The sequence below is a fragment of the Rhodococcus sp. 114MFTsu3.1 genome, assembly GCF_000383555.1.
Classification (GTDB): Bacteria; Actinomycetota; Actinomycetes; order Mycobacteriales; family Mycobacteriaceae; genus Rhodococcoides; species Rhodococcoides fascians_E.
In genome coordinates, this window is sequence record NZ_KB911550.1 from 231,327 (window position 1) to 256,548 (window position 25,222).

The following is a 25,222-nucleotide window of genomic DNA, read 5'->3' on the forward strand; positions in this document are numbered from 1 at the left end:
GGGTCAGTGTGAGGGGGGTCGGTGTGAGGGGGGTCGGTGTGAGGGTGATCAGGGGAGATGGAAGTAGTGGTGCAGAAACTCGAGAGGGGCGTCGGGGCGGGCCGCGGGTTCGAAGTACTGGGCCATGGTGGCCTGCCAGCGTGCGTCGACGTCGGTCGCGCTCATGGCCGTGGTCATCGCCGCGGGGTCGTCCGACTCGACGTAGCCGACGACGAGACCGTCCTCGGGTCGAAGGAACAGCGAGTAGTTCTTCCACCCCGTCTCGCGCAGAGCATCGAGCATCTCCGGCCAGACGGTCTCGTGCGCGGCCAGGTAGTCCTGCACCCGCTCGGGGCGCAGTTTCAACAGGAAGCACAGCTTCTTCGTGTCGGACAGAACCGATGCCATGGAGGACCTTCTCGACGATCAGAGTGTGGGGGCCACCATCGACTGTTGCAGATTCGACGGGATTGAAACGTTTCAATCGATGGCTTGGATCACATTAGGGCTCTCCAGTGCGCCGCGTCAACCCCTTGGTCTTCCGGAGCCGGGCTCGTCACTCGGACTCGCGCAGCACCTTGCTCAGACGCGCTGCCTGCACCGACAGGTGATGCCGCTCGGCGAGGTTCGATGCTGCCTGCGCTGCCTCGCCGTACAGCCGCACGGCCGAGACCAGGTCCCCCGCCTTTTCGTGGAGGTACGCCGAAGCAGCGGCGAAGCGGGGCACGCTCGGATCCACTGCGCCGAGCGCCGCGAGACCCGAGGCCGCGCCGTCGGCCTCCCCCACGGCGATCGCCCGATTGAGCTGCACGACGGGGCTCGCGGTGATGGCGAGAAGTTCGTCGTACCAGCTCACGATCTGCACCCAGTCGGTCTCGTCGACGCTTCTGGCGTCGGCGTGCAGTGCGGCGATCGCCGCGTGCACTTGGAACTCACCCAGTCGGTCGCGCGCCAACGCGGCCTGCAGGATGTCGACGCCTTCGCCGATCAGCGTGGTGTCCCACTGCGATCGGTCCTGCTCGGCCAGGGGGACGACGCTGCCGTCGGGCCGTGTCCTGGCACTCCGGCGGGCATGATGCAGCAACATCAGCGCGAGTAGTCCCGACGTCTCCTCGTCGTAGGTCGACGCGGCCAACTGCCGGGTCAGTCGGATCGCCTCGGCCGCGAGGTCGACGTCGCCGGTGTACCCCTCGTTGAAGATCAGGTAGAGCACCCGGCGAACCGTCGACAGATCTCCGTTCTCCGTGAATCGCACGTGCCCGACGGTTTTCTTCGCGCGGCTGATGCGCTGACCCATCGTCTTCTCCGGGACGAGGTACGCGTCGGCGATCTGCTTGGTGGTCAGGCCACCGACCGCGCGCAACGTCAACGCGACCGCCGCCGACGGCGTCAACGACGGATGCGCGCACAGGAAGAGCAGCTGCAGGGTGTCGTCGACGTTCTGGGTGTCCGCCGGTGGCGGCTCGGCCCAGGTCCGCAGCTCCCGTGTTCGACGGGCTTCGTCGGCTCGATGCCCGTCGAGAAACTTCCGCCAGGCGACGGTGACGAGCCACCCCTTGGGGTCCGACGGCATCCTCGTCGGCCAGGACGTCGTGGCCTGGATCAACGCTTCCTGCACGGCGTCCTCGGCTGTCGTGAAATCGAGTCCGCGACGAGTGAGGACGCCGATCACAGCGGGAGTCAACTGCCGGACCAGGACGTCGTCCATCCCGGGCCGATCCGGAGACGTGCCGGACCCGAGGTGCATGTCAGTCTTCGATGGTGGTGGGCGTGCTCATCAGCGGGCGGACTTCGAGCCACTCGTGAATCGGCTCACCGCCTGCACCGGGTGCGGCGGACAGTTCGGCCGCGAGCTCCAGCGCGCGGTCGTAGGAGTCGACGTCGATGACCATCCATCCGGCGATGAGATCCTTCGTCTCGGCGAACGGGCCGTCGGTGACCGGCGGCTTTCCCTGGCCGTCGTACCGGACCCACGCACCGGCCTGCTTCAGCGCCTGACTGTCGACGAACTCGCCGGTCTGCTGCAGCTTGGCGGCGAAGTCGTCCATGTACTTCAGGTGGGCCTCCACCTCGTCCTGTGTCCATTCGTTCATGGGGACGTCGTTGACTGCCTCGGGAGCGCCGCGGTAATGCTTGAGAAACAGGTACTTGGCCATGATGATCTCCTCGTCTCTGTGCAGCCTCTGTGGTTGCATCCAACCCTGGGACGGAACCGGGTGAGCGTTTTCGACATCGTCCCCGAAGATATTTCTCCGATTCGGCAAAAGAGTAGGTGTTACCTCTATTCACAGCTACTATGTGCTCCCATGAAGATGCGGTACGACGTCGCCGGTAGCGGGCCCACTCTCGTCCTCGTTCACGGAGTGGTTCACCGGAGGCAGGCGTGGGATCCGATCCTCGATCTACTCACGCCCTATCGACGGGTGGTCACCGTCGACCTGCTCGGTCACGGCGAGTCCCCCGCACTCGAGGCGAACGTAAGCGATCCGCTCGGCTACGTCGTCGATGCCCTCGACGATCTGCTCGGAGACTTCGACACTCCGGACGCGAAGCCTCACATCGGTGGTAACTCCCTGGGGGGCTGGCTGGCGATCGCCATGGCGTGCCGCGGGCGGGTGGCGTCGGCGACCGCGCTGTCTCCCGCCGGGTTCTTCGTGAACGACCTCGATCGACGCCGGGCGATCGGCACGTTCCGCGTTCTGCGGACCCTGGCCCGCGGAATGGGCGAGCATGCGCCTCGCCTGCTCTCCTACAAAGCCGTGCGCTACCCGGCCATCTCCGCGTTCTTCGCCCACCCCAGCCGTGTGCCGTACGCCGACGCCGTGGTGGACACCGCGTCCCTGGTCTCCAACACCTTCGTCGACGAAGGATTGGACGCGGTGTTCGAACTTCCCGTCGCGGCCGAGCCGCAGGTTCCCATCACCATCGCCTGGGGCCGACGCGACCTCACCCTGCCGATCTACGAGCGTGCAGTCGCGAAGCGGAACCTGCCGCACGCCACGTTCATCACCGTGCCGGGCGTCGGCCACGTCCCGATGAGTGACAACCCAGAGCTCATCGCGTCGATCCTGTTGGCGGGAAGCGAAACTCGCACGGCCTAGTCGAGAGCGCAGCGGGCCCCCTCCGGTGGGGATTTCAGGTCTACGAGGTACTCGGCCACGACCGTGTCGACGCAGTCGTTCGCTCCGGAGAACGCGACGGTGTGCTGGTCTCCGTCGACGGAGAGCAGTGACCCACCCAGCGTCTCGGCAAGGCTGACACCACCCGCGTAGGGCGTGGACGGGTCGCCGGTGATGGAGATGGTCAACGTGTCGGGGAGACCGTCGATGTCGGTTGCGTACGGGAATCCCAGAGTGGGTTCGACGGGCCAGGATTCACACGGGTCGCGTGCGCCTTCCGGCCCCAGACCTGAGTCGGTGAACGGCGCGATGCCCTGAATTCGCTCCTTGAGCTCGACCTCCTGTTCGGCGGTGTTGCGCTGCTCGTCGTTGCAGTTGATCGCGTACAGCGCCTCGGCGAAGTTCGGGTAGGCGCCGTCGACGTCACGCCCACCGAACACGTCACTGATCTTCAGCAACGTCTCCGCCTGCCCCACCTGTAGTTCCGCGATGCCCTTGGTGATGACCGGCCAGACGGTCGAGTCGTACAGCCCGGCGATCACGGCCCCGTAGGCGGCGTCGAAGTCCATCTTCCTGCCGTCCGGGGTCACGATCGGATCGTCGATCAGCGGGCGGACGATGTTCTGGAAATTCTCGACGGACCTCGCCGGATCCTGCCCGAGAGGGCAGTCGGGCTCGGTGGCGCAGTCCGCAGCCATGGCGTCGAATGCCTCCTGGAACGCCGTGAACTGATCGATCCGACGGTCCGCTGTGCTCTGCAGTGGATCGATGGCACCGTCGAGCACCATGGCTCGAACGTTCTGCGGGAACATCTCTCCGTAGACCGCGCCCAGGCGAGTGCCGTAACTCTGTCCGAGGTAACTGAGCTGGTCGTCGCCCAGCACTTCGCGCAGCACATCCATGTCCCGGGCTGCGTCACGAGTTCCGACGTTCGCCAGAACGTCCTCGCCGCCGGACCGCTCGGCACATTGCCGAACCAGCTCGCGTGCCCCGTCTTCCGACAGCGACCTCGCTCCCGTCAGAACTGTCGTGTACGCCTCGCCTGCTTCGTTCTCGGCGTCGGTGAAGCAGTCGATGGCCGGCGTCGACGCCGCGACGCCGCGCGGATCGAATCCGACGATGTCGAACTTCTCGGTCAACGGACTGTCCGCCAGCGTTGTCGCCGCGGCTGCGGCCATGCTCATGCCAGGGCCTCCGGGGCCGCCCGAGTTGAGCAGCAACGACCCGATGGGCTCGCCTTTCGCGGGGACTTTCAGCAACGCGATCTGCGCCGTCCGTCCGTCGGGATCGTCGTAGTCGAGCGGGACGTCCACGCGCGCGCACCGAAACGTCGGATCGCTGACGAACGCTGCCTCGTCGGTCGACGTCGTGCCGTACCCCTCGCACGGCTCGAACGTCACCGCCTGATCGTAGAAGCGATCCAGATCTGCAGTCGTGTTCGGCTCCGGCTCGGCCTGGCTGCATGCCCCGAGGACGAGAACTGTTGCGGCCAGGACGCTTACGCTCCGGCGCGGTCGGTGACGATAGTTCACGGGTGGCTCACTCCCTGTGTGTTCGGAAAGGTGTCGTTCACGAGACGCTTCGTGGAGCGTCGGAAAGCCCAGACGGTGACCAGGATCGCGAGGGCGAACAGCGGGGTGCCCATGGAGATCTTCGCGAAGGCCAACCATCCGGTGGCGTCGGTGTCGTAGAGCTGATCCTGCACGATGTAGCGGGCACCGAACAGCAGCGCGAAGGCGCCGGTCGCGATGTCGTGCGCACGCAGAGTGGAGCGATCCGATCGCCACGGGTACTTGTTGCCGTGCAGCGCGTTCCACAGGAGTCCGGTCAGTGGTCGACGCGCGAGCAGGGATGCCACCATCAGCGCACCCATGACCAGGCTGGTCCAGATTCCGATCAGGAAGTATCCGCCGGCCGAGCCCGTCCACGCGGCAACGGCACCGGCCGTCACGACGCCGATCAGTCCACCGCTCGCCTGGACGATCGGTTCACCGCGCACCATTCTGAGCGCTGTCAGCACGACGGCGATGGCGACGGCGATTCCGATGGCAATCGGAAGCGAGGCCACCGCGTTGGCGGTCACGAAGGCGACCACAGGGACCGCCGTGTAGATCATTCCGCTCACGCCGCCGAGGTTGTCCAGCAGGAGTTGGGTGGCGTCGGCTTTCTTCTCGTCTCGAATCGGTGTGGGGTCCGGAGTCGTCATCGTGTCCTCCTCGTGTCGAAGTCGTCGCTCTGTCGTCTGTTCCCAGAGTCGTCGACACGCACGCTCCACAACAGTGCAGACGGGAATCGAAACCGCGCTACTTCGTCACGGGTCGGGCATGACAGATGTCATGCAGGCGCCGGCTCAGAGGGCTTCGACCTCGGGCCGGGCGGGTACCGACGCGACGCGCTCGGCCGTCAGGACGGTTCCCACCGTCGCGGCGATGACCAGTCCGATGGCAGTCAGCCGGATCGCCCCTGCGGCTTGGTGCAGCAGCAGCCATCCCGCCAGTGTCGCGAAGATCGGTTCCAGGGCCAGTAGGACGCCGAAGACGTTGCGCGGAACGATTCGCAGCGCAGCAAGTTCGAGGGTGTACGGAACGACCGACGACAACAGCGCCACCACCGTTGCGAGGGCAAGGGTTTCGGGGTCCGCGAAGGCGGTGAGCCCTTGCATCATCCCGACGGGAAGGACGCAGACCGCGGCGATCACCATTGCCGCAGCCAGGCCTCCTGTGCCGGGAACCGTTGCCGCTACCCGTGCATTGGTCAGGATGTAGAGGACCCAGAACGACGCGGCGAACAGCGCGAACATGATGCCGACAGGATCGAGACTTGTTGCGTGAACCGCGGATTCGACGCCCAACAGCACCATTCCGACCAGCGCGAGGCACGCCCACCCGACGTCGGCGCGCCGACGTGACAGGACGGCGGCCAGAACGAGTGGACCGAGAAACTCGATCGATACGGCCACGCCGAGGGGGATTCGATCGATCGCGGCATAGAAGCATCCGTTCATGGCGGCCAATGCGAATCCCAGCGCAGCCATGCTCTTCCACTGCTCCCTCGACCATCCGCGTACCCGTGGACGCACCAGCAGGAGCAGCAGAGCGGCTGCGATGGCCAACCGGGCTGCAGTGACGGCCCACGACCCGGCGACAGGAAATATCTGAACGGCAAGAGCCGCGCCGAACTGCAGGGACAGACACGACCCGACCATCATCGCTACTGCTGATCCCGTGCCGGGTGTCCGGGAGGTTGCCGTCATGACAGTGAATGCTTCTCGCGAAACTCACGTAAGTCCAGCGAATCATTTTGTAGAATAAAGGTCATTATTGCTTACCTATGACGGGAACCCGATGCTCAACGTCCCTCGCCTGCGGATCCTCCTCGAATTGCAGCGGCGCGGCACGCTCGCCGAGGTAGCCCGTGTGATGTCCTACACGCCGTCGGCGGTGTCGCAGCAGCTGTCGCTGCTCGAGAAGGAGTCCGGCGTTCGGCTGCTGGAACCGGTGGGGCGAGGGGTGACACTGACCGACGCCGCCATCGGACTCGCCGCTCACGCCGAGATCGTCCTTCGCCAACTCGAGGAAGCCGAGGCGGATCTCGCGTCGGCTCAGTCCGCAGTTCAGGGAACACTGCGGGTCGCGTCGTTTCAGACGGTCGTGTTCGCGATCGTGCCTGCAGTGCTGGACCTGCTGGCTGCCGAGGAACCGTCGTTGACCGTCGAGTTCGACCAACTTCAGGTCGTCGCTGCCTACGACGGCCTGTTGTCGCACTCCTTCGACCTGATTCTCGGTGAGGAATACCCCGGTATGCCCGAGCCGGTCCGAGCCAACATCGACCGGGCGGATCTCGCCGTCGATCCACTTCTGCTCGCCGTCCCGTCCGAGGCCGCGTGGTTGCCGTCCGCGCGTACCGACCTGGCAGGCCTGTTCGACGTGCCCTGGGCGATGGACCCGCCGGACAGTGCGACAGGAACGTGGGCCCGGTCGGTGTGCCGTGCCGCAGGATTCGAGCCCCGAGTCCGCTTCGTCAGCCCGGACCCCCTGATGCACGCCCATCTGGTGCGCACCGGCCACGCCGCGGCGTTCATTCCCGCACTGATCGCCGCGAACCAGTCCGACGGACTCGATCTCCGCGCACTGCCGGGGCGTCCGGACCGCACCATCTACACCGCAGTTCGTGCCGGACGCGGCGGGCACCCCGCGATCCGGGCGTTCCGAGCAGCGCTCGCGTCGACGGCGGCAGCTCGAACCTCCGAGTGGAACACCGCCGACGGACTTCGCATACAGAATGGACTGGTGACACCCGAAACAAGCCCTGCCCCCTAGTCGAAGCCCGTCAATCCCGGAGGAGTGTGGACCATGGCACCGAGGACGCGCGAAGAGCTGGCGGACGACGCGGTTGCCCTGGCACGGCGTTGGGTGACTCTCTCCGCCGACCGTGCCGCCGTGCGTCTCGCGGGCCTGCTGCGCGACGAGCGTGGTCTGGAGTTCGCCGTGGGGTTCATCGACGGCGTCGTACGGCCGGAGGACGTGCGGGTCGCCGCCAGGAACTGGGCGCATCTGACGGACGGTGATCTGCCGCAGTTCCTGGGCGTGCATCTGCGTGTCGCCCTTCGTCTCGGCAACGTGGCCGCGAGGGTCGCACCGGCATTGGTCGTGCCCATCGCGAAGAAGGCGTTGCGAGCGATGGTCGGCCACCTCGTGCTCGACGCCTCGCCGCGCGCACTCTCTCGCGGTCTCGCTCGCATCCGCCGGAACGGAATGCGTCCGGGCATCAATCTGCTCGGCGAGGCCGTGATGGGGTCGGCCGGGGCTCGGGCACGTCTCGACGGAACCACGGCGTTACTGGCGCGATCGGATGTCGACTACGTGTCCGTCAAGGTGTCGGCGGTCGTTGCGCCGCACTCGCCCTGGGCGTTCGAGGAGGCCGTCGCACACACCGTCGACGAGCTCGCACCGCTGTACTCGGCGGCCGCGCAGTCCGGCACACCCAAGTTCATCAACCTGGACATGGAGGAATACCACGATCTCGATCTGACGATCGCGGTGTTCACGACCCTGCTGGACCGACCTGAACTTCTGTCGCTCGAGGCGGGAATCGTGTTGCAGGCGTACCTTCCTGACTCGTTGTCCGCGATGATGCGGTTGCAGGACTGGGCCGCCCGGCGTACTGCACGCGGAGGTGCAGCGGTCAAAGTCCGCGTCGTCAAGGGCGCGAATCTTCCGCTCGAGCGAGTCGAATCCGCTCTGCACGGATGGCCCCTGGCCACGTGGTCGTCCAAACAGGACACCGACACCAACTACAAGCGCATCCTCGACCACGCGCTCGATCCCGATCGAATCCGCAACGTGCACATCGGCGTTGCCGGGCACAACCTCTTCGACCTCGCCTGGGCACGGTGTCTCGCCGAACAGCGCGGCATCGAGTCCGGATACGAATTCGAGATGCTGCTGGGCATGGCGTCGGCGACGGCGCAGGTGATCGCCGAGGACACCGGCGGGATGCTTCTCTACACCCCCGTTGTCGGCGCCGACGAGTTCGACGTCGCGATCGCCTACCTCGTCCGCCGGCTGGAAGAAGGAGCAGCGCCGGAGAACTTCATGCCCTCGATGTTCGAACTGACCACCGAGAGCGGGCAACCGACCCCGCAGTTCACGATGCAGGAGAATCGATTCCGCGCGTCCCTGACCGCCCTGGACGACTCCGTCCCCGCGCCGCGACGGAGCCAGAACCGCACCACCGACAGCGCCGACCGCGCCGACAGCACCGATGTCCCAGTACCGTTCGCCAACACCCCCGACACGGATCCCTCCTCGGCCGCCAACAGAGGGTGGGGCCGCGGCATTCTCGAGCGCGCCGAGGCGTCGGGCATCGGGGAAGACCTCGTCGTCGAGTACACCGTCGACGATCCCGTCCGCCTCGACGAGCTGATTCAGCAGACGTGCGACGCAGGGGTGGGCTGGGGTTCGCTCCCGTCGACCGAGCGAGCACGCATCCTGAGGTCCGCGGCGCGCGAGCTGTCTCGCGCACGTGCGGACCTGCTCGAAGTCATGGCCGCGGAGTGCGGCAAGACCCTGGAGGAGGGCGACCCCGAGGTCAGCGAGGCCAGCGACTTCGCCGGGTACTACGCCGAACTCGCCGAGGAGCTTGCGCACGTGGACGGCGCACTCCATCGGCCGAGGCGCCTGACCGTCGTCGCACCACCGTGGAACTTCCCGGTGGCGATACCGGCGGGATCGACCCTGGCCGCGCTTGCCGCGGGTTCTGCCGTCGTGATCAAGCCTGCGCCGCAGGCGAAACGCTGCGGTTCGGTGATGGTCGACGCTCTGTGGCGGGCCGGCGTGCCGCGAGATGTGTTGCGCCTCGTCCACGTCGACGAGGCGTCCCTCGCCGGCACCCTCGTCGCGGATCCGCGGGTCGATCAGGTGATCCTCACCGGTGGCTACGAGACGGCGGAGCTGTTCCACCGGCTACGCCCCGGCATTCGGCTGTTCGCGGAGACGAGCGGTAAGAACGCCATGGTCGTCACACCCTCTGCCGATCTCGACCTGGCGGTGAAGGACCTCGCGAAGTCTGCCTTCGGCCACGCGGGCCAGAAGTGCTCCGCAGCGTCCCTGGCGATTCTGGTCGGATCCGTCGGCACATCGGACCGTTTCCTGGGCCAGCTGGTCGACGCCGTCCGGTCCATGAAGGTCGCGTACCCGACGGACCCGGAATCGCGCATCGGTCCACTCGTCGAACCTGCGAGCGGCAAGGTTCTCCGGGGTCTCACCCACCTCGATCCCGGTGAGTCGTGGTTGCTCGAACCCCGCGCACTGGACGACGAGAGCCGGCTGTGGTCGCCGGGAATCCGCGTCGGCGTTTCTCGTGGTTCCGAGTTCCACCGAACCGAGTACTTCGGTCCGATCCTCGGCATCATCACCGTCGCTACCCTTGCCGAGGCGATCGAGGTACAGAACGACGTCGACTACGGGCTCACCGCCGGCCTTCACTCCCTCGACGACGCGGAACAGGCGCAGTGGATTCAAGGCGTCGCCGCAGGCAATCTCTACGTGGGCCGAGGAATCACCGGAGCCGTCGTGCGACGGCAGCCCTTCGGCGGGTGGAAGAAATCGACGGTCGGCACGGGGAGCAAGGCAGGCGGACCGAACTACCTCGTCGGCCTGTCCGACTGGTCGCCCCGCCCCTCGTCCCGCACGACCGTCGGCTGTGTGGTCGACGCGTGGGCGGAGACGTTCCTGCGCGAGACCCCAGCGGTCGGCGACGACCTCGACTTTCTACGACACTCTCTGGCAAGCGATCTCGTGGCGTGGGACACGGAGTTCGGCGTCACCCGTGACGTATCGCATCTCGGGGTGGAGGCGAACGTGCTGCGCTACCTTCCTACCCCGGTGACCGTGCGAGCGGAGGCCGACGCTCGCCCTGCGGAGGTTCTGCGCGTCGTCGCCGCCGGGTTGCGAGCCCGTTCCCCTCTTCGCCTGTCCGTGCACGCGTCCGTCACTCTCGGGGAGGGCGTGCTCGGGTTCCTGACAACCAAGGGCGTGACGGTCGACACCGAAACAGACTGGGCGCGTGCGGTTTCGCGCGGCGGGACGGACAGAACCCGCGTCGTCGGGTCCGGAACCGACGTGCCCACCGGGCCGTCTGCCGCAGTGTGGTCGGGCGCCGTGACCGAAGCGGGTCGCGTCGAGATGCTGCCGTTCCTGCGTGAGCAGGCCCTCAGCATCACCCACCACCGGTTCGGTACCTACCGCGAGATGCCTCGGGTGGACGCTCTGCTGAACATCACGCCAGGCGGCGGCCGTTTCGATTCGCCGTGAACGGCTACTCACACCGCATGCGCCTGAACCTTCGTCGCGGGATGCCCGTCGTCGAACTCCCCATGTCCGTTCCGCCTGCCGCGGCATGGGAGGTTCTGGTGGACCTGACGGCGTGGCCGGTGTGGGGTCCGACGGTGGCCGGCGCCGAACTGGACCGCCCCGGTCCGCTTGCCCTGGGTTCCCGAGGCCGGGTGTTCACCCCGGTCGGGGTGCCTCTGCCGTTTCGCATCACCGAGTTCGAGGACGGTCGTCTCTGGGCGTGGCGGGTGGCGGGTGTTCCGGCGACTCGACACGAGGTGATCCCCGACGGCGAGGGCTGCGTGGTGAGCTTCGGCGTACCGATCTGGGCGCCCGCGTATCTGACGATCATGGCCGTTGCGCTCCCCCGGATCGAGCGATTGGCCGCGGAACGCACGCACTGATCGCGGGAGGCTGTGTAGTCCGTCACGCCCGGTCCTAGGTTTGATCGAGTCCAGAAAGCCCACGCTGGATCGATAAGCTCGAGCTATCGAGATCTGAGCAATCATCGATTGGCCCGATCAATCCAAGATCATTAGGGTCGTCAACCGACACCAACGCACCCGAATACGAATGAGGCCGTACATGTCGCTCATCAACAAGAAGATCAAGCCATTCACCGCTGAGGCCTTCAAAGACGGTGCCTTCGTTACCGTTTCCGACGAGGACATCAAGGACAAGTGGGCGGTCTTCTACTTCTACCCCGCCGACTTCACATTCGTCTGCCCCACCGAGCTCGGCGACCTCGCCGATCACTACGAAGAGCTGCAGCGTCTCGGCGTCGAGGTGTTCTCGGTCTCGACCGACACCCACTTCACCCACAAGGCGTGGCACGCGTCGTCCGACACGATCGGCAAGATCAAGTACACGATGATCGGTGACCCGACACTGAAGATCAGCACCGACTTCGAGGTTCTCCGCGAGAACCAGGGCCTCGCCGACCGCGGCACCTTCCTGGTCGACCCGGACGGCGTCGTGCAGTTCACCGAGGTGACCGCAGAAGGCATCGGCCGCAACGCATCCGAGCTTCTCCGCAAGGTCAAGGCCGCACAGTACGTGCGCAGCCACCCGGGTGAGGTCTGCCCGGCGAAGTGGGAAGAGGGCGAAGACACCCTCGCACCGTCGCTGGAGCTCGTCGGCAAGATCTGATTCGTTCGGATCGGTGCGCGGCGGCACAGGAGCGTAATGCCCTGTGCCGCCGGTGCATCCCCCACGTTCGGATCACTCGGCCCGAGCTGAGAATCCACGACCATCCCTTCCGATCTCAGGAGAAAACCTCATGCTCGACGCCGCACTTGCCAATCAACTGAAGTCCCTGCTCGAGAACGTGACGCAGCCGATCGAGCTCGTGTCCTCTCTTGGCGACGCACCCAAGTCCGTCGAGCTCGGCGAACTCCTCGACCAGATCGCCGGCCTGTCGGACTCGGTCACCCACTCCCGCACCGGTACCGACCCACGCAAGCCGTCGTTCGCCATCCGCCGGATCGGCACCGACATCGAGGTTCAGTTCGCCGGTATCCCGCTCGGACACGAGTTCACCTCGCTCGTGCTCGCGCTGTTGCAGGTCGGTGGCCACCCCTCCAAGGAAGATGCCGCGCTGCTCGCCCAGGTCCGCGACCTCGAAGGCGACTTCTACTTCGAAACCTACTTCTCCCTCTCCTGCCAGAACTGCCCGGACGTGGTGCAGGCGTTGAACGTGATGTCGGTGCTCAACGCCAACGTCAAGCACATCGCCATCGACGGTGCGCTGTTCCAGGACGAGGTCGACGACCGCGGCATCATGGCCGTTCCGTCGGTGTTCCTCAACGGTGAGCCCTTCGGGTCCGGCCGCATGACCCTCGAACAGATCGTCGGCAAGCTCGACACCGGTTCCGCGGAACGCACCGCGACGGCGATTTCCGAGAAGGACCCGTTCGACGTGCTCGTCGTCGGAGGCGGCCCTGCGGGTGCAACCGCAGCACTCTACGCTGCGCGCAAGGGAATTCGCACCGGCGTCGTCGCCGAGCGCTTCGGTGGTCAGACGCTGGACACCATGGGTATCGAGAACTTCGCGTCCGTTGCGTACACCGAAGGACCGAAGTTCGCCGCCGAGCTGGAGAACCACGTTCGCCAGTACGACGTCGACATCATGAACGTCCAGAACGCCACCAAGCTGACCCCCGCCGCTACCCCGCAGGGACTCGTCGAGGTCGAACTCGCCAGCGGCGCACGACTTCTCTCCCGTAGCGTGATCCTGTCCACCGGCGCACGGTGGCGCTCGATGAACGTTCCCGGCGAGAGCGAGTACCGCAACAAGGGCGTCACGTACTGCCCGCACTGCGACGGCCCGCTGTTCAAGGGCAAGCGCGTCGCCGTCATCGGTGGCGGCAACTCCGGTGTCGAAGCAGCCATCGACCTGGCCGGCATCGTCGCGCACGTGACCCTCGTGGAGTTCGACTCGCACCTGCGCGCCGACGACGTGCTGCAGCGCAAGCTCCGCAGCCTCCCCAACGTCGACATCCTGGTCAGCACCCTGAGCACCCAGGTCATCGGCGACGGTTCCAAGGTCACCGGGCTGGCGTACAACGACCGCACGAACGACACCGCGCACACCGTCGACCTCGACGGAGTGTTCGTTCAGATCGGCCTGCTACCCAACACCGAGTTCCTCTCCGGCACCGTCGATCTCACCCCGCGCGGGGAGATCATCGTCGACGATCACGCACGGACCTCGGTACCGGGCGTCTTCGCAGCAGGTGATTGCACCACCGCGCCGTTCAAGCAGATCATCGTCGCGGCGGGATCGGGCGCGACGGCAGCGCTCAGCGCGTTCGATCACTTGATCCGCACCAGCACCCCGGCCGAGGAAGCAGTCTCGGTCTGACGCTCCCGGGTACGCTCGGGCGATGCTGACCGCCGAACTCGCCCAGCGCGTGGTCGACCAAGTGCATCCAGTGGTCGCACACAACGTCAACATCATGGATGCCCACGGCATCATCATCGCGTCCGTCGATCCAGCGCGCCTGGGCACGCTGCACGACGGCGCGGTGCGAGCACTCGAGCGCGGGGACGTCGTCCGGATCGACGCCGACGGTGCCGATCCGGACATGCGCGAGGGTGTGAACGTGCCGTTCTACCTGAGCGACGACGGGGCGGAACCCGGCGCGGTGAAGAACGAAGCGGTGAAGAACGAAGCAGCGGAAAGCGAGGCGGTGGGGGTCGTCGGAATCACCGGCGACCCCGCCGTCGTCGAGCCTCTCGCCCGCATCCTCGTGCTCACCGTGTCGCTTCTGCTGAAGCAGGAGCAGCACCTCGACGACGCGCGGTGGAGGGAATCGTCGCTGCGAGATCTACTGAACGCGATGATCGTCGATTCCCGAGTGTCCGAGGCTCGCGTCGTGGCCATGCTCCGCGACGTGGGCAGACCGATCCGGCCGCCGTGGTCGATCGTGACTGCCCGCAGTACGTCGACCGGCCCCGCTGCGCTCGGTCGGTTCCGCAACAGCGTGGTGGGCATCGGCAACGTCGTCGCATGGGAACGCGACACCACACTGTGGCTCCTCGTCGGTTCGTCCGACGCGAGCACCCGCGCGGTCGTCGTCGATCGACTGCGGACGGCAGGCGCCTCCGTCGTCACCGGGCGTGTGGGAGCATCCACGCCCGAACTGGTCGTCGACGTGCAGCAGATGGACGTACTGCTCCGGCACCACCTGCCGGACGGCGTCGTCCACGAGCTCACCGCACTCGACATCGACATCCTCGTCGGCCGTCAGCCCGAGGCCATCGCGCTGGACTCCGCGAGGCGAATCGTCGGCCCACTGTCGGACGCGTTGCGCGAGACCGCGGCAGTACTGATCGAGAACAATCTGTCGATCGTGACGACGGCATCCGCTCTGCACACCCACCGGAACACGGTCGTGCAGCGTTTGAACCGCATCGAGCAACTGACGGGGCTGGACCTACGGGTCTTCGACGACGCCGTGGCCATGAAGCTGGCTCTCGCGTCGGCCCGACGGGTCGACGCGGACGACATCCGTCGATGAATGTGTGCCGTGCACCGATATCTGCCACAATTTTGCTCAAAATATGTGCACACAGCCCATACCTCGACCGGAGTCGGTGACCTAACCTACTGTCATGGAACAGCACAGAACCGACGCGCGGCGAACCACGATCGTCGTTGCCCCGGACTCGTTCAAGGGCTCCGGCACGGCCGCCGACGTGGCGTCGGCGATGGCCGCCGGCTTCCGGGACGTGCTGGGACCGGATGCGCGGATCGTCGAATGCCCGATGGCCGACGGCGGGGAGGGGACGCTGGATGCGCTCGCAGCATCCCTCGACGCGCGGATCAGCGAGATCGACACCGTCGACGCGATCGGGCGACCCCGATCCGCGCGGATCGCGGTGTCCGCCGACGGCAGGACCGGCGTCATCGAAGCTGCTGAAGCCAACGGTCTCCCTCACGTATCCGACGCCCCGCTGCAGCCTCTGCGAGCGGACAGTCACGGCGTGGGCGTACTCGCCCGGCAACTTCTCGACGACGGGGTCTCCGAGATCCTGCTGTGCATCGGCGGGAGCGCGAGCAACGACGGCGGTACAGGTTTCCTGTCCGCCCTCGGCGCACGGTTTCTCGACGGCGCGGGCAGCGTCGTCGAGCCGGGTGCCGCCGGTCTGGCCGACATCGACAGCATCGACGTCAGCGGCCTGCATCCGCGCGCGGGCGAGGTCACCGTTCGGATCGCCGTCGACGTCGACAATCCGTTGCTCGGGAACAGCGGTGCCGCAGCGGTGTTCGGGCCGCAGAAGGGCGCAACCCCGACGGACGTGGAGACCATCGACTCCGGTTTGGCGCATCTCGCCGACGTGCTGAAATCCGCCACCGGGACCGACGTCACCACGACCGAGGGTATGGGCGCGGCGGGCGGGTTGCCTGCGTCTCTCGCGGCCTACCTCGATGTGCAGCTGATGCCCGGATCGGACATGGTCATGAGTGCTATCGGGTTCGAGGAACTGTGCTGCGACGCATCCATGATCGTGACCGGCGAGGGATCCTTCGATTCGCAGTCGTTGCGAGGCAAGGTCGTTGCCGGTGTGCGACGGGCCGCGCCTCCCACCTGCCCCGTCGTCGTCATCGCCGGACGGGTCGTCCTGACGCCCGAGGAGATACGCGACGCGGGGATCGCCGCGGCCTTCTCCATCGCGGCGGGTCCGTCCACCCTCGCGGACATGTCCTCGCGGACAAGAGAACTGGTACACGACACGGCCGCGCACGTCGCAGGCCTGTACAAGACGCTCGCGCAGCACGCGGCGGTGTGAAGGAGAACAATGTCGCTCGATCCGCATTCCGCCGTCACGCGCTACCGTTCGTTGCCGCCGAGCCTGCCTCAGCCCGTCGCCGAGCAGTGGGATTGGCAGCTGCGTGGGTCGTGCAGACACGAGGACCCTGTGCTGTTCTACCCGCCGACCAGCGCGCGGGGGAGATCGCTCGCGGCCATGGAAGCTCGGGCCAAAGCCATCTGCACCGGCTGCCCGGTGATGCGCACCTGCAGGGACTACGCACTGGAAGCCGCCGAGCCGCACGGTATCTGGGGTGCCACCACATCGAAGGAACGGGCCCTGGCCGGTGCCTCGTTCGACATCGGGCCGGCACCGACACCACCGGCACCGACACCACAGCCCCCGGAACCCCCGGCAGTGGAGAAGATCGACGAGACCGAGCAGCCACCGCGCCGTATGCACCGCATCGGACCACCACAGCGGCCCTACCGGCGCATTCCTCGACCCGACTCGGTCCAGCCCGTCACCGCGGACCGGCCGCCGACGAAACCCTGACTCTGCGCGCGTCGAGCAGTTCGGTTGCTCCGCACACACGATGCCGAGCTCGGCGTGACCTATCCTGGTCACCAGGTCGACAGTGAGGGCGAGATCGTGCGGAGAGCGTCTGGCGAGTTGGAGGAGTCGGTCCTTCAGCTGCTCGGGGAACACCGAGAACTGTCGGTGGCCGAGGCCAGGGATCTGCTCGGTTCCGACCTCGCCCATACGACCGTGATGACGGCATTGGTCCGTTTGCACGGCAAGAGGCTCGTCGATCGCGAACGACGCGGGCGCTCGTACGTCTACACACTCCGGGCGCCGGTCGACGAATTGCCTGCTCTGCGTGCGGCCATGCGAATGCGCACCGAACTCGACACGCGCGCGGAAAGGGCAGACGTTTTGGCCAACTTCGTCGCATCGCTCGACCCCGAAGACGAAGTCGTACTTCGTGAACTGTTGTCTCGGAACTCCTCCGACGGCGAGACATGACACTCTTCGTCGTCGTCGCCGCACTCCCGTGGATCATGTCGGTTGCGCTGAGAACGTACGCACACCGCACGGCCGACGATCGTTCTCCGTACTCCACGGTCGTCGTGGTCCCTGTCCTTGCCGCCGTCACGGCCTTCGGCGTCGTCGCATCCAGTGCAGCCCTCGGATCCGTGCTGTGTGCGTCCGGCAACGCAGCACTCATCGGAGTGGGGGTAGTCGTACTCGGTTGGGTCGTGTGGAGGCTCGCCTCCGTCGTGGCCCACTGTCGTCGGGTCGTCGTCAGTGCGCGCGACGCACGCCCGTTCTCAGCATCCGCGCGTACGAACGGAGGGACGGTGGTCGTCGAGTCGACCGAACCGGATGCCTTCGCCGTCGCGTCGGGAGGTGGTGCGGTGGTCGTCACGACCGCGCTCGTCGAGATGCTGTCGGACACCGAACTGCAGACCGTGATCGAGCACGAACGTGGACATCTCCGTTTCCGACACAGTGCCTGGACGCAGATGGTGGAGATCGCAGCCCAGCTGAATCCCCTGCTGCGGCCGGTCGTCGGACACGTCCGTCATGCCGCGGAGCGCCATGCCGACGAACACGCGGCAGCACTGCACAACAGGCGCGCCGCGATGTCGGCGCTCGCGCGGACCGCGTTGCTCCGCGCACACGTCGAACGGAACACGACCGCACTGTCCAGTACCGGCGGTGACGTCGTACGGCGTGTCCGCGCACTGACCGAACCCGCGCCACCGCCCCAACGTCGACCGGTCGTTGTCGCGGCGGTCGTGTTGATCGTGGCGTTCTCGGCAATGTCCATAGCCCTCGCAGACGTCGTGCAGGACGTGATCTCACCGGAAGCCGGGGAGGCTCCCACCTCGGTCTTCCGGTGAGAAACGCCGCCGTCAGATCCCGGCGACACCCGCGAGTTGCCCGATACCGTAGGTGACAACCATGGCCAACGCTCCCCCGATCACGATTCTCGTCACGGCGGGTCGAGCGGGCGCGTCGCCGAGCCTCGCACTGATCGTGCCCGTCGCGGCGAGTGCAATCAGCACGACGACGAAGGTCACCGGGATCCGGACGGACGCGGGCAGAAGAACGATGGCAAGCAGTGGGAGAAGAGCTCCGCTGACGAACGCCACCGCCGATGACCCCGCTGCCTGCCACGGATCGGTCAGCGCATCCGGATCGATACCCAGTTCCGCGTCGACGTGGGCTGCGAAGGGATCGCTCGCGGTCAATTCTTGGGCGACCGTCATGGCCGTCGCCGGCGACAGGCCTTTGGCTTCGTACAGCGCGGCAAGCTCTGCCAGTTCCTGCTCGGGCTCGTCCTCGAGCTCACGGCGTTCCTTGTCCAACAGCGATCGCTCGGTGTCGCGTTGTGTGCTCACCGACACGTACTCACCCAGCGCCATCGACACCGCGCCGGCAACCAGGCCTGCAATGCCCGCGGTCAGCACCGGACCACGCTCGACGGTGGCAGCGGCAACACCGACGACCAGGCCGGCGGTCGATACGATGCCGTCGTTGGCACCCAGAACTCCGGCGCGTAGCCAGTTCAAGCGGCCGCCGATGTCACGGTGCGGTTCTGCCTCGTGGGTACCGGGAACGGAGTCCGGCATGCTCACCTCCTGTGAACCGACTGTCAGAAGACCGGTGGGGATCACCCGTCAGCGGACTGGACCATCCTGCGCCGGCGCCGAGGTGAAAGCGTCTTCCCACGCCGCACGGGCACCGGATTCGCCGATCCGATAGACCTGCACGATCGTCGCTGCTCCCACCACGACGGCGATCAGGACGACGGCGATCGACTGCCACTTCACCGGACGAATCCCACGTAGATCGCGACGATGGCGGACGACGAGCAATGCAGCCACGACAACCGCTGCTAGAGCGAAGTAGAGCATCGTGTCACCCAACTCGGCATGGGTCTCGACGACCGTGGACTCGGGAACGCGCTTCTCCAGCCATTCACCGGCATCCGTCGTCAGCGGGGTCAGCACGAGCGTCACGAGCGCAAGCACTGCGATGAGCCATACGAGCCTGCGACGCATCGCAGGCCAGATACTTGCCCCCACGGCCAACACGGCTTCGAGCGGGGCGAGCACTACGACGAAGTGGACCAACAGAACGTGAACGGGCAAGCCATCGATAGTCGACACTTCAAGTCTCCTCGGGTTCGGACCATCGTAATACTACAGGCTTTGTAGTATTACGATGCTGTAGTCCACGTATCGGACGGGTTCTGGATCATGCGCTGCAGGATCTCCACATAGCGCTCACCGATCGTTCGAACCGTGCCGTGATCGAACAGCACTGCGGGATAGACGAGTGCGAACGACAGGCCCGATACCTCGCCCGCCTTGTCACGACGCTCGACGACATGCATGTGCAGATCGCATTTCGCGAATTCGAGCGGGCGCGGAGTCACGTCGAAACGCGTGCCTCCGACGTCGACATGCGACGCCGTGAAGACGTCCAAGGAGAGCGCAATCTGAAACAGCGGATGACGCGTCGGGTGGGTTCCGGGATCCAGTTCCGCGGCGACGCGATCGAACGGAACGCTCGAATGGTCGAGGGCACGTGTCTCACTGACGTGCGCAGCGGCGACGACGTCCGCGAACGTCGTCGTGTGCGTGATGTCGGTTCTGATCGCGAGAGTGTTGACGAACATGCCGACCAGAGGGTCGTACCTCGGGTCGTCTCGTCCGGCGATCGGTGTACCGATCGCAATGTCGGTCCGCCCTGTCATCGTGGAGACGAGAACGACGAGTGCTGCTCGAAGCACGGTGAATCTGCCGGTGTCGCACCGTCGCGCCAGCAGATTCACGTCCTCGACATCACCTCCAACAAGATCGAATTCGATTCTGCCGCCCGTGAAATCCCACTCCTGCGGCCTGGCGCGGTCGGTGCCGATCTCGGTGTCGAAGGCAAGGCCACTCAGCTCGCGGCGCCAGAAGTCCAGAGCCGACGCATGGGATCGCTGCGAATCCCAGACGCTGTGATCGGCGTACTGCAACGGCAGATCGGTCCATGCCGGTGCGTCGCCCGACGCTCTGGCGCGATACGCCACCGAGAAGTCGTGGGCGAGCACACCGAGCGACCATCCATCCGCAGCGATGTGGTGCACCACGCACGCGAGCACATGGGCGCCGGGCTCTGTGTCGAACAGCGTTGCCCGAATGGGCATTTCGAATCGTACGTCGAACGGTGCTTCGAGGACGCCGGCGAGAGCGTGCGCGTCGAACGATGCACGGCCGAGGGCGGACTGCAACCGCGCCATGTCGTCGACGACGATCTGACGCGGCCCCCACGGCGAATCCGGGTGCACAGTGCGCAACGTCCGGTGCCGAACGAGCACGTCGACGAACGCCGCCTCGGCGGCCGACACATCGAACGGGCCAGTGATGTCGACCGTGAACGGCAGATTGTAGAGCGGCAGCCGACAGTCGCGATCGATGTCGACTTGGCTCGCGGACAAGGGAACGACCGCAACGCCGTTCGACCCTCCGGAAATGGCACGGTCCATGGAAGACCGATCCCGAGTCCGCGTAGCGATGATCGCGGCGAGTGCCCGCACGGTCCGAGCACCGACGAGATCCCGAACACCGACGTCGACACCCAGTTCCGCCCGCAGGCGCGCCACCACTCCGGTTGCCACCAACGAGTCACCACCCAGGTCGAAGAACGACGCCGTGACATCGACCCGTTCCACCTGGAGCACAGTCGTGAATATCTGTGCAACAACCACTTCCAACGGCTCTGGCGGCTCCTCGATCGAACCGGATGCCGTGTCGGCAACGGGCTCCGGCAGCGCGGCTCTGTCGAGCTTCCGGTTGACCGTGAGAGGTATCGATTCGACGGCGGTAACGGTGGCCGGGACCGCGTGGGCAGGCAGAATCTTCGCGACGAACCGTCTGATGTCCTGTGAATCGACAGATCCGACCCCGTCATACACGACGAATCCGTCGATCCGCGATTCACCACGTCCTCCTCGGCGCAGTGCGGACGCCGCGGAGACGACGTTCGGGTATCGGCGGAGTGCCGCGTCGACCTCACCGAGTTCGACGCGGTTGCCACGGATCTTCACCTGGTCGTCGATTCTGCCGACGAACACGAGCGAACCGTGTGCGGCCGACCGCGCCATGTCCCCGCTGCGGAACATTCGAACTCCGGTGCCGCCGAAGGGATACGCCACGAACCTCGATGCGGTGGCTGCGGCGCGATCGGCGTAACCGCGCGCCACACCGGCTGTCGCGATGTAGATCTCCCCGATCGCCCCGGGCGGCACGGGCCTCATGTTCCTGTCGAGCAGGTGAACAACGACGCCCACCATGGCAGTTCCGATTCCGGCGTCGGCTGCGGCGCTCAGCGGACCGGTCATCGTGACGCTACAGGTGGTCTCGGTGGGTCCGTAGGCGTTGAGCAACCGCCGGCCCGGCGCCCACGCGTCGACGATGTCGGTCGATGACGACTCGCCGCCGATGACGATCGTCCCGACGTCGTCGAGCGCCGAAGCATCCAGCGTCGCCAATGCGGACGGTGTGATGAACAGATGGGTGACTCGTCGGTAGGCGAGCAGGTTCGTCAGCTCGTCACCCGCGTAGACATCGGACGGCGCGATCACCAGGCACGCTCCCGCCACCGCGGCGGCGAGTTGCTCGACCACCGAGGTGTCGAATCCGAGCGATGCCAGGTGGCACACTCGCGACGTCGGGTCGAGCGCGTAGCTGGACCGAATCTGCTGTACCAGTCCCGCTACACCCTCGTGTGTGACCACCACCCCCTTCGGCGTGCCGGTCGAACCGGAGGTATAGATGACGTACGCGGCATTGCCAGGGCGAGCTCTGCTCGACACCGGGTCGTCGTGCAGCGATGCCTGTTCGACGGCATCGTCGACGAGTACCCACTCGAGTCCGCTTGACGCCGCGGGTGCCTCGGACCTCGCTGCGAGGCCGATCACGGCGTGACTGTCTCGGAGAACGAACTCGATCCGGTCGTCGGGCAGTCTCGGGTCTATCGGGACGAACACCGCACCCGCGCGGGCGACGGCCCAGAACGCGATCACCGAATCGACGGTGCGGCTCATGCACACTGCGACAGTGTCTTCCGCTTCGATTCCTCGGTGCCTCAGCACACGCGCCAGACAATCGACACGCTCGTTCAGGTCCCAGTACGTCAGTACCGTCGCACCGTCGTCGACGGCGATGCCGTTTCCCACGAGACGGACGGCCTCGTCGAATACATCGATCAGGGTTGTGTTCGCATCCACGGTGGCGCCGACGGACGCTGCGGCCGTGGACGATTCGTCGGGGAGGAACAAATCGAGGTCCCCGACGGCGGTGTCGGTGACGTTCGGGGCCGTGAAGAGATCGAGGAAGTGCAGGAACCGCCTGTGATGTCGAGCCAGATCGCGACGCGGGTACACCGACGGGTTGCCCTCGAAGTCGATCCGCGGCCCCCGGTCGCCTCGATCGGGGTAGATGTCCACCGCGAGGTCCACCACGGGACCGGTGGTGAGGATGTGCACCTGTCCGTCGATGCCCCCTACTGCGATGCGGTTGGAGAACATCATGACGTTGACCGTCGGGCCGAAAGACACTGCGGGAAAATGCAGGTCGCCGAGAGCACTGGGCCCCGCATCGGGCCGCCGCCGTTGGTGGCGCAGCACGGACCCGAGCGCGGTCTCGGTCATCTTCACCGCGCCACCGACTGTCGTACGCCCGATGCCCACCAACTCCAGCGGCACCACATTCGACGTCGTGAACCCGGCCCTGCGAAGCACTGCCGTCGATCGCGCCGATACCGGGAGGGACAGCCGCACGTCCGCCGAGTCCGTCATGCGCGCGAGAAATGCCGCGAAGGCCGCGATGACGATGCTCGACGTCGCGTGCCCCGCTGTCGGCGAGCCGGCAAGGTTCTCGAGATCCGGCGACGCGCCGGCTCCGACGATCGTCGTCGACATCGCCTGCGGCGCAGCGACACTTCCCAGAGTCACTCCGGCAGAGCGAGCGTTATCCATTGCCGATGCGCGCCAGTACTCCCGGTCGCGTGTCGCGCGAGCCGAAGCCTGGTATTTGCGGTCCTCGTCCACCACCGCTTCGGGGGTCGAGACATCTGCCGCCGGCGGTTCCTTTCCCGAGACAGCGGCATCGTAGATCGATGCGGCCCGCTCCAGTACTCGCACCGATGCGTATCCGTCGAGCGCGATGTGGTGCGCGCGGGTGTACCAGAGGACATGGTCGTCGGCGAGACGGAACAACCGCAGTCGAACCAGACATCCGTCCAGCGGAAAGCGGGTTCGGCAGTCCTGGTCCATCCAGCGCAGAGCGGTGTCCCTGGCCGAGTCGTCGCCGCGTAAATCGACCACCGCGGTGGCGTCGCGCACGTCGGTGGTGAACGTCTGGACCGGACGCCGCCCGTCGTCGCGAACGCGCATGGACACCGATCCGTATTCCACGTGGGCACGTACACCGCTGTCCAGCAACGCGTCGACGTCGATGTTTCCGTTCAGTTCGACGTAGTAGGCAATGGCGAAGGGGATGTCCGGCACCAAGTGCTGCGCGTACCAGATATCGACCTGCGGCGTGCTCAACGGCAGTGCATCATGCTTCATGGATCCCCCAGTGACCACTCGACCCCATTACCGAATGCAACTACTACAGCTTCAGTAGTACAAGACTACCGACCGATCCCCGACTGTGCATCGACGCTTGTCGGCAGCAACGAGTTCGCAGAACACAATGTGGTTACGTCGGGTAACAACTTGGCGAGAATCGCCATTTCTGCACCCGCGGCACCTACGGTGAGCACACATCGCTCGTAGAAGATGGGGAGCCGGAGATGAAACGTGGAACCACACTGACCTCTCTCGTCGTAGGGTTCGCCGCCACCGTCGCGCTGACGCTCGGCGCCGGGGGCACAGCTCATGCGAGTCCACCCGTCGACCCCGTTGCCGCCCTGCAGGCCGTGGGTGTACCGGCCGACGTCGCCGGACTTGCTGCCGTCGCCACGCCTGTCGCGAACGGGGTCGACACCGTCAACCTCGCGAATCGGACCGGCGGCTTCCCCGGTGCGAAAGTGGACGCGATCATCGACCACCCCGCTCGCCAGATCACCGTGGTGCAGCGCTGGCTCGACTACCAACCGTCGGACCTGCGCGTGGGCTGGGTCAACCTGAGCACAGGCCGAGCCGGTCTGACCGGCCTCCCGAACGCGGTACCGGGCACCCTCGACGGTATCTACCCGGCCACCGATCGCACGGCGGTGCTACCGACCGGCGCCGGACCGGTCCTGCTCGTGGTCTACGGTCGCGTCCCGGGGTGGACCGGACTGATCCCGCTCGCCCCCGAGTACTTCGGTTATCTCACCCCGGCCGTCACCGTGCTCGGCGTCTGATGACGCGCCTCTTCCGGTCGCGTGACGCCGCCGAACCGGCTACTCCTGTTCGCACTGCAGCTGCGTGCGCGATCATCGCGCTCTCGGTAGTCGCATTCAGTGGATGCGCGAGTTCCGACGACGTTGCCGCCCCGAGCCCCGGCGCGACGAGCACTTCTCGAACCCCGATCGCACCGACCGCACCGGCCGCACCGACCGAGCAGGTCGAGCAGGTAGAGCCGGTCGAGCAGGTCGATCCGGCAACCCTGGCCGCCGACGGCAACGGCATCGCGTGGACGTCGCCCACCAAGAACATCTCCTGCCGAATCTCCTCCGACACCTACGGATCCGGCTGCCAATCGCGCGACGCGCCAGTGCCTCGGGGCGCGGCCTGCACCAACCCCACCTTCACCGTCGATGAACTGTCCAAGGGGTTCTTCCTGCACCCGGACCGAGTGGAACCGACCTGCTTCAACCAAGGAGTATTCGCCTCGGAGTTCCCAGTAGTACTCGAGTACGACCAGTCCGTCACCTTCGACGGATACACATGTACAGCCAGGCGCACCGCAATGATGTGCAGCACCGCAAACGGACACGGATTCGAACTGTCGAGGGAAACAGCGAACTGGTACTGACCATTCG

Annotated in this window: 22 protein-coding genes; 13 read left to right on the forward strand and 9 right to left on the reverse strand. The window is 66.2% G+C overall.

The window, feature by feature from the left end; translation table 11 throughout:
• Positions 1–48: 48 nt before the first annotated feature.
• The 3 genes from H292_RS0114685 to H292_RS0114695 all read right to left on the reverse strand — a co-directional run bounded on the left by H292_RS0114685 (position 49) and on the right by H292_RS0114695 (position 2,135).
• Positions 49–387 (reverse strand): L-rhamnose mutarotase, encoded by a 339-nt coding sequence (locus tag H292_RS0114685; RefSeq protein WP_019663736.1) that lies wholly within the window; start codon positions 385–387, stop codon positions 49–51.
• A 148-nt stretch (positions 388–535) separates the two neighbouring features.
• Positions 536–1,687 (reverse strand): RNA polymerase sigma factor, encoded by a 1,152-nt coding sequence (locus H292_RS0114690; protein WP_027498832.1) that lies wholly within the window; start codon positions 1,685–1,687, stop codon positions 536–538.
• 40 nt (positions 1,688–1,727) lie between these two features.
• Positions 1,728–2,135 carry a YciI family protein gene (locus H292_RS0114695; protein ID WP_027498833.1) on the reverse strand — a complete coding sequence of 136 codons (408 nt, stop codon included), beginning with the start codon at positions 2,133–2,135 and terminating at the stop codon, positions 1,728–1,730.
• Positions 2,136–2,285: 150 nt separating this feature from the next.
• Here H292_RS0114695 and H292_RS0114700 point away from each other — a divergent pair, with 150 nt between their 5' ends.
• Positions 2,286–3,080, forward strand: a complete 795-nt coding sequence (locus H292_RS0114700; RefSeq protein ID WP_020111901.1) for an alpha/beta fold hydrolase — start codon at positions 2,286–2,288, stop codon at positions 3,078–3,080.
• On the opposite strand, the gene H292_RS0114705 is transcribed toward H292_RS0114700, so the two are convergent.
• The 3 genes from H292_RS0114705 to H292_RS0114715 all read right to left on the reverse strand — a co-directional run bounded on the left by H292_RS0114705 (position 3,077) and on the right by H292_RS0114715 (position 6,351).
• A complete protein-coding gene (locus H292_RS0114705) occupies positions 3,077–4,630 on the reverse strand; it encodes an alpha/beta fold hydrolase (protein WP_020111902.1) in 1,554 nt (517 codons plus the stop codon). The genes H292_RS0114700 and H292_RS0114705 overlap by 4 nt on opposite strands.
• Complete coding sequence (locus H292_RS0114710) at positions 4,627–5,304, reverse strand: DUF3159 domain-containing protein (protein WP_231383851.1); 678 nt, start codon at positions 5,302–5,304, stop codon at positions 4,627–4,629. The genes H292_RS0114705 and H292_RS0114710 overlap by 4 nt, the downstream gene beginning before the upstream one ends.
• A 144-nt stretch (positions 5,305–5,448) precedes the next feature.
• Positions 5,449–6,351, reverse strand: a complete 903-nt coding sequence (locus tag H292_RS0114715) for an EamA family transporter (protein ID WP_231383852.1) — start codon at positions 6,349–6,351, stop codon at positions 5,449–5,451.
• Between the two features lie 91 nt (positions 6,352–6,442).
• Here H292_RS0114715 and H292_RS0114720 point away from each other — a divergent pair, with 91 nt between their 5' ends.
• The 10 genes from H292_RS0114720 to H292_RS0114765 all read left to right on the forward strand — a co-directional run bounded on the left by H292_RS0114720 (position 6,443) and on the right by H292_RS0114765 (position 18,093).
• Positions 6,443–7,417 carry a LysR family transcriptional regulator gene (locus H292_RS0114720; protein WP_020111905.1) on the forward strand — a complete coding sequence of 325 codons (975 nt, stop codon included), beginning with the start codon at positions 6,443–6,445 and terminating at the stop codon, positions 7,415–7,417.
• Between the two features lie 33 nt (positions 7,418–7,450).
• The gene (locus H292_RS0114725; RefSeq protein WP_155949798.1) at positions 7,451–10,912 is read left to right on the forward strand and encodes a bifunctional proline dehydrogenase/L-glutamate gamma-semialdehyde dehydrogenase; all 3,462 of its coding nucleotides are present in this window, start codon (positions 7,451–7,453) and stop codon (positions 10,910–10,912) included.
• A 17-nt stretch (positions 10,913–10,929) separates the two neighbouring features.
• A complete protein-coding gene (locus tag H292_RS0114730; RefSeq protein WP_020111907.1) occupies positions 10,930–11,334 on the forward strand; it encodes an SRPBCC family protein in 405 nt (134 codons plus the stop codon).
• Between the two features lie 181 nt (positions 11,335–11,515).
• Positions 11,516–12,079: an alkyl hydroperoxide reductase subunit C gene (gene ahpC / locus H292_RS0114735; RefSeq protein ID WP_019663746.1), complete on the forward strand. Its 564-nt coding sequence runs from the start codon at positions 11,516–11,518 to the stop codon at positions 12,077–12,079.
• Between the two features lie 130 nt (positions 12,080–12,209).
• Entirely contained in the window at positions 12,210–13,793 is a 1,584-nt protein-coding gene (ahpF, locus tag H292_RS0114740) for an alkyl hydroperoxide reductase subunit F (RefSeq protein WP_019663747.1), read from the forward strand.
• Between the two features lie 22 nt (positions 13,794–13,815).
• Positions 13,816–14,952: a CdaR family transcriptional regulator gene (locus tag H292_RS0114745; RefSeq protein ID WP_020111908.1), complete on the forward strand. Its 1,137-nt coding sequence runs from the start codon at positions 13,816–13,818 to the stop codon at positions 14,950–14,952.
• A gap of 94 nt (positions 14,953–15,046) precedes the next feature.
• A complete protein-coding gene (locus H292_RS0114750) occupies positions 15,047–16,225 on the forward strand; it encodes a glycerate kinase (protein WP_020111909.1) in 1,179 nt (392 codons plus the stop codon).
• A gap of 9 nt (positions 16,226–16,234) precedes the next feature.
• On the forward strand, positions 16,235–16,741 hold the full coding sequence (locus tag H292_RS27705) for a WhiB family transcriptional regulator (protein WP_020111910.1): 507 nt from the start codon (positions 16,235–16,237) through the stop codon (positions 16,739–16,741).
• A 54-nt stretch (positions 16,742–16,795) separates the two neighbouring features.
• A complete protein-coding gene (locus H292_RS0114760) occupies positions 16,796–17,212 on the forward strand; it encodes a BlaI/MecI/CopY family transcriptional regulator (RefSeq protein WP_230594265.1) in 417 nt (138 codons plus the stop codon).
• Complete coding sequence (locus tag H292_RS0114765; RefSeq protein ID WP_019663752.1) at positions 17,209–18,093, forward strand: M56 family metallopeptidase; 885 nt, start codon at positions 17,209–17,211, stop codon at positions 18,091–18,093. The genes H292_RS0114760 and H292_RS0114765 overlap by 4 nt, the downstream gene beginning before the upstream one ends.
• A 12-nt stretch (positions 18,094–18,105) precedes the next feature.
• On the opposite strand, the gene H292_RS0114770 is transcribed toward H292_RS0114765, so the two are convergent.
• The 3 genes from H292_RS0114770 to H292_RS0114780 are packed head-to-tail and all read right to left on the reverse strand — an operon-like array spanning position 18,106 to position 23,819.
• Positions 18,106–18,825 carry a VIT1/CCC1 transporter family protein gene (locus H292_RS0114770; RefSeq protein WP_019663753.1) on the reverse strand — a complete coding sequence of 240 codons (720 nt, stop codon included), beginning with the start codon at positions 18,823–18,825 and terminating at the stop codon, positions 18,106–18,108.
• A gap of 48 nt (positions 18,826–18,873) precedes the next feature.
• Positions 18,874–19,365: a DUF2231 domain-containing protein gene (locus H292_RS0114775; RefSeq protein ID WP_027498834.1), complete on the reverse strand. Its 492-nt coding sequence runs from the start codon at positions 19,363–19,365 to the stop codon at positions 18,874–18,876.
• A 50-nt stretch (positions 19,366–19,415) separates the two neighbouring features.
• Complete coding sequence (locus tag H292_RS0114780; protein WP_020111913.1) at positions 19,416–23,819, reverse strand: non-ribosomal peptide synthetase; 4,404 nt, start codon at positions 23,817–23,819, stop codon at positions 19,416–19,418.
• A gap of 227 nt (positions 23,820–24,046) precedes the next feature.
• Between H292_RS0114780 and H292_RS0114785 the strand changes: the two genes are divergently transcribed.
• Together H292_RS0114785 and H292_RS0114790 are read left to right on the forward strand one after the other, a co-directional pair.
• A complete protein-coding gene (locus H292_RS0114785; protein ID WP_020111914.1) occupies positions 24,047–24,601 on the forward strand; it encodes a hypothetical protein in 555 nt (184 codons plus the stop codon).
• Positions 24,601–25,215, forward strand: coding sequence for a DUF6636 domain-containing protein (locus tag H292_RS0114790; RefSeq protein ID WP_020111915.1), 615 nt, complete (start codon positions 24,601–24,603; stop codon positions 25,213–25,215). The genes H292_RS0114785 and H292_RS0114790 overlap by 1 nt, the downstream gene beginning before the upstream one ends.
• Positions 25,216–25,222: the final 7 nt, after the last annotated feature.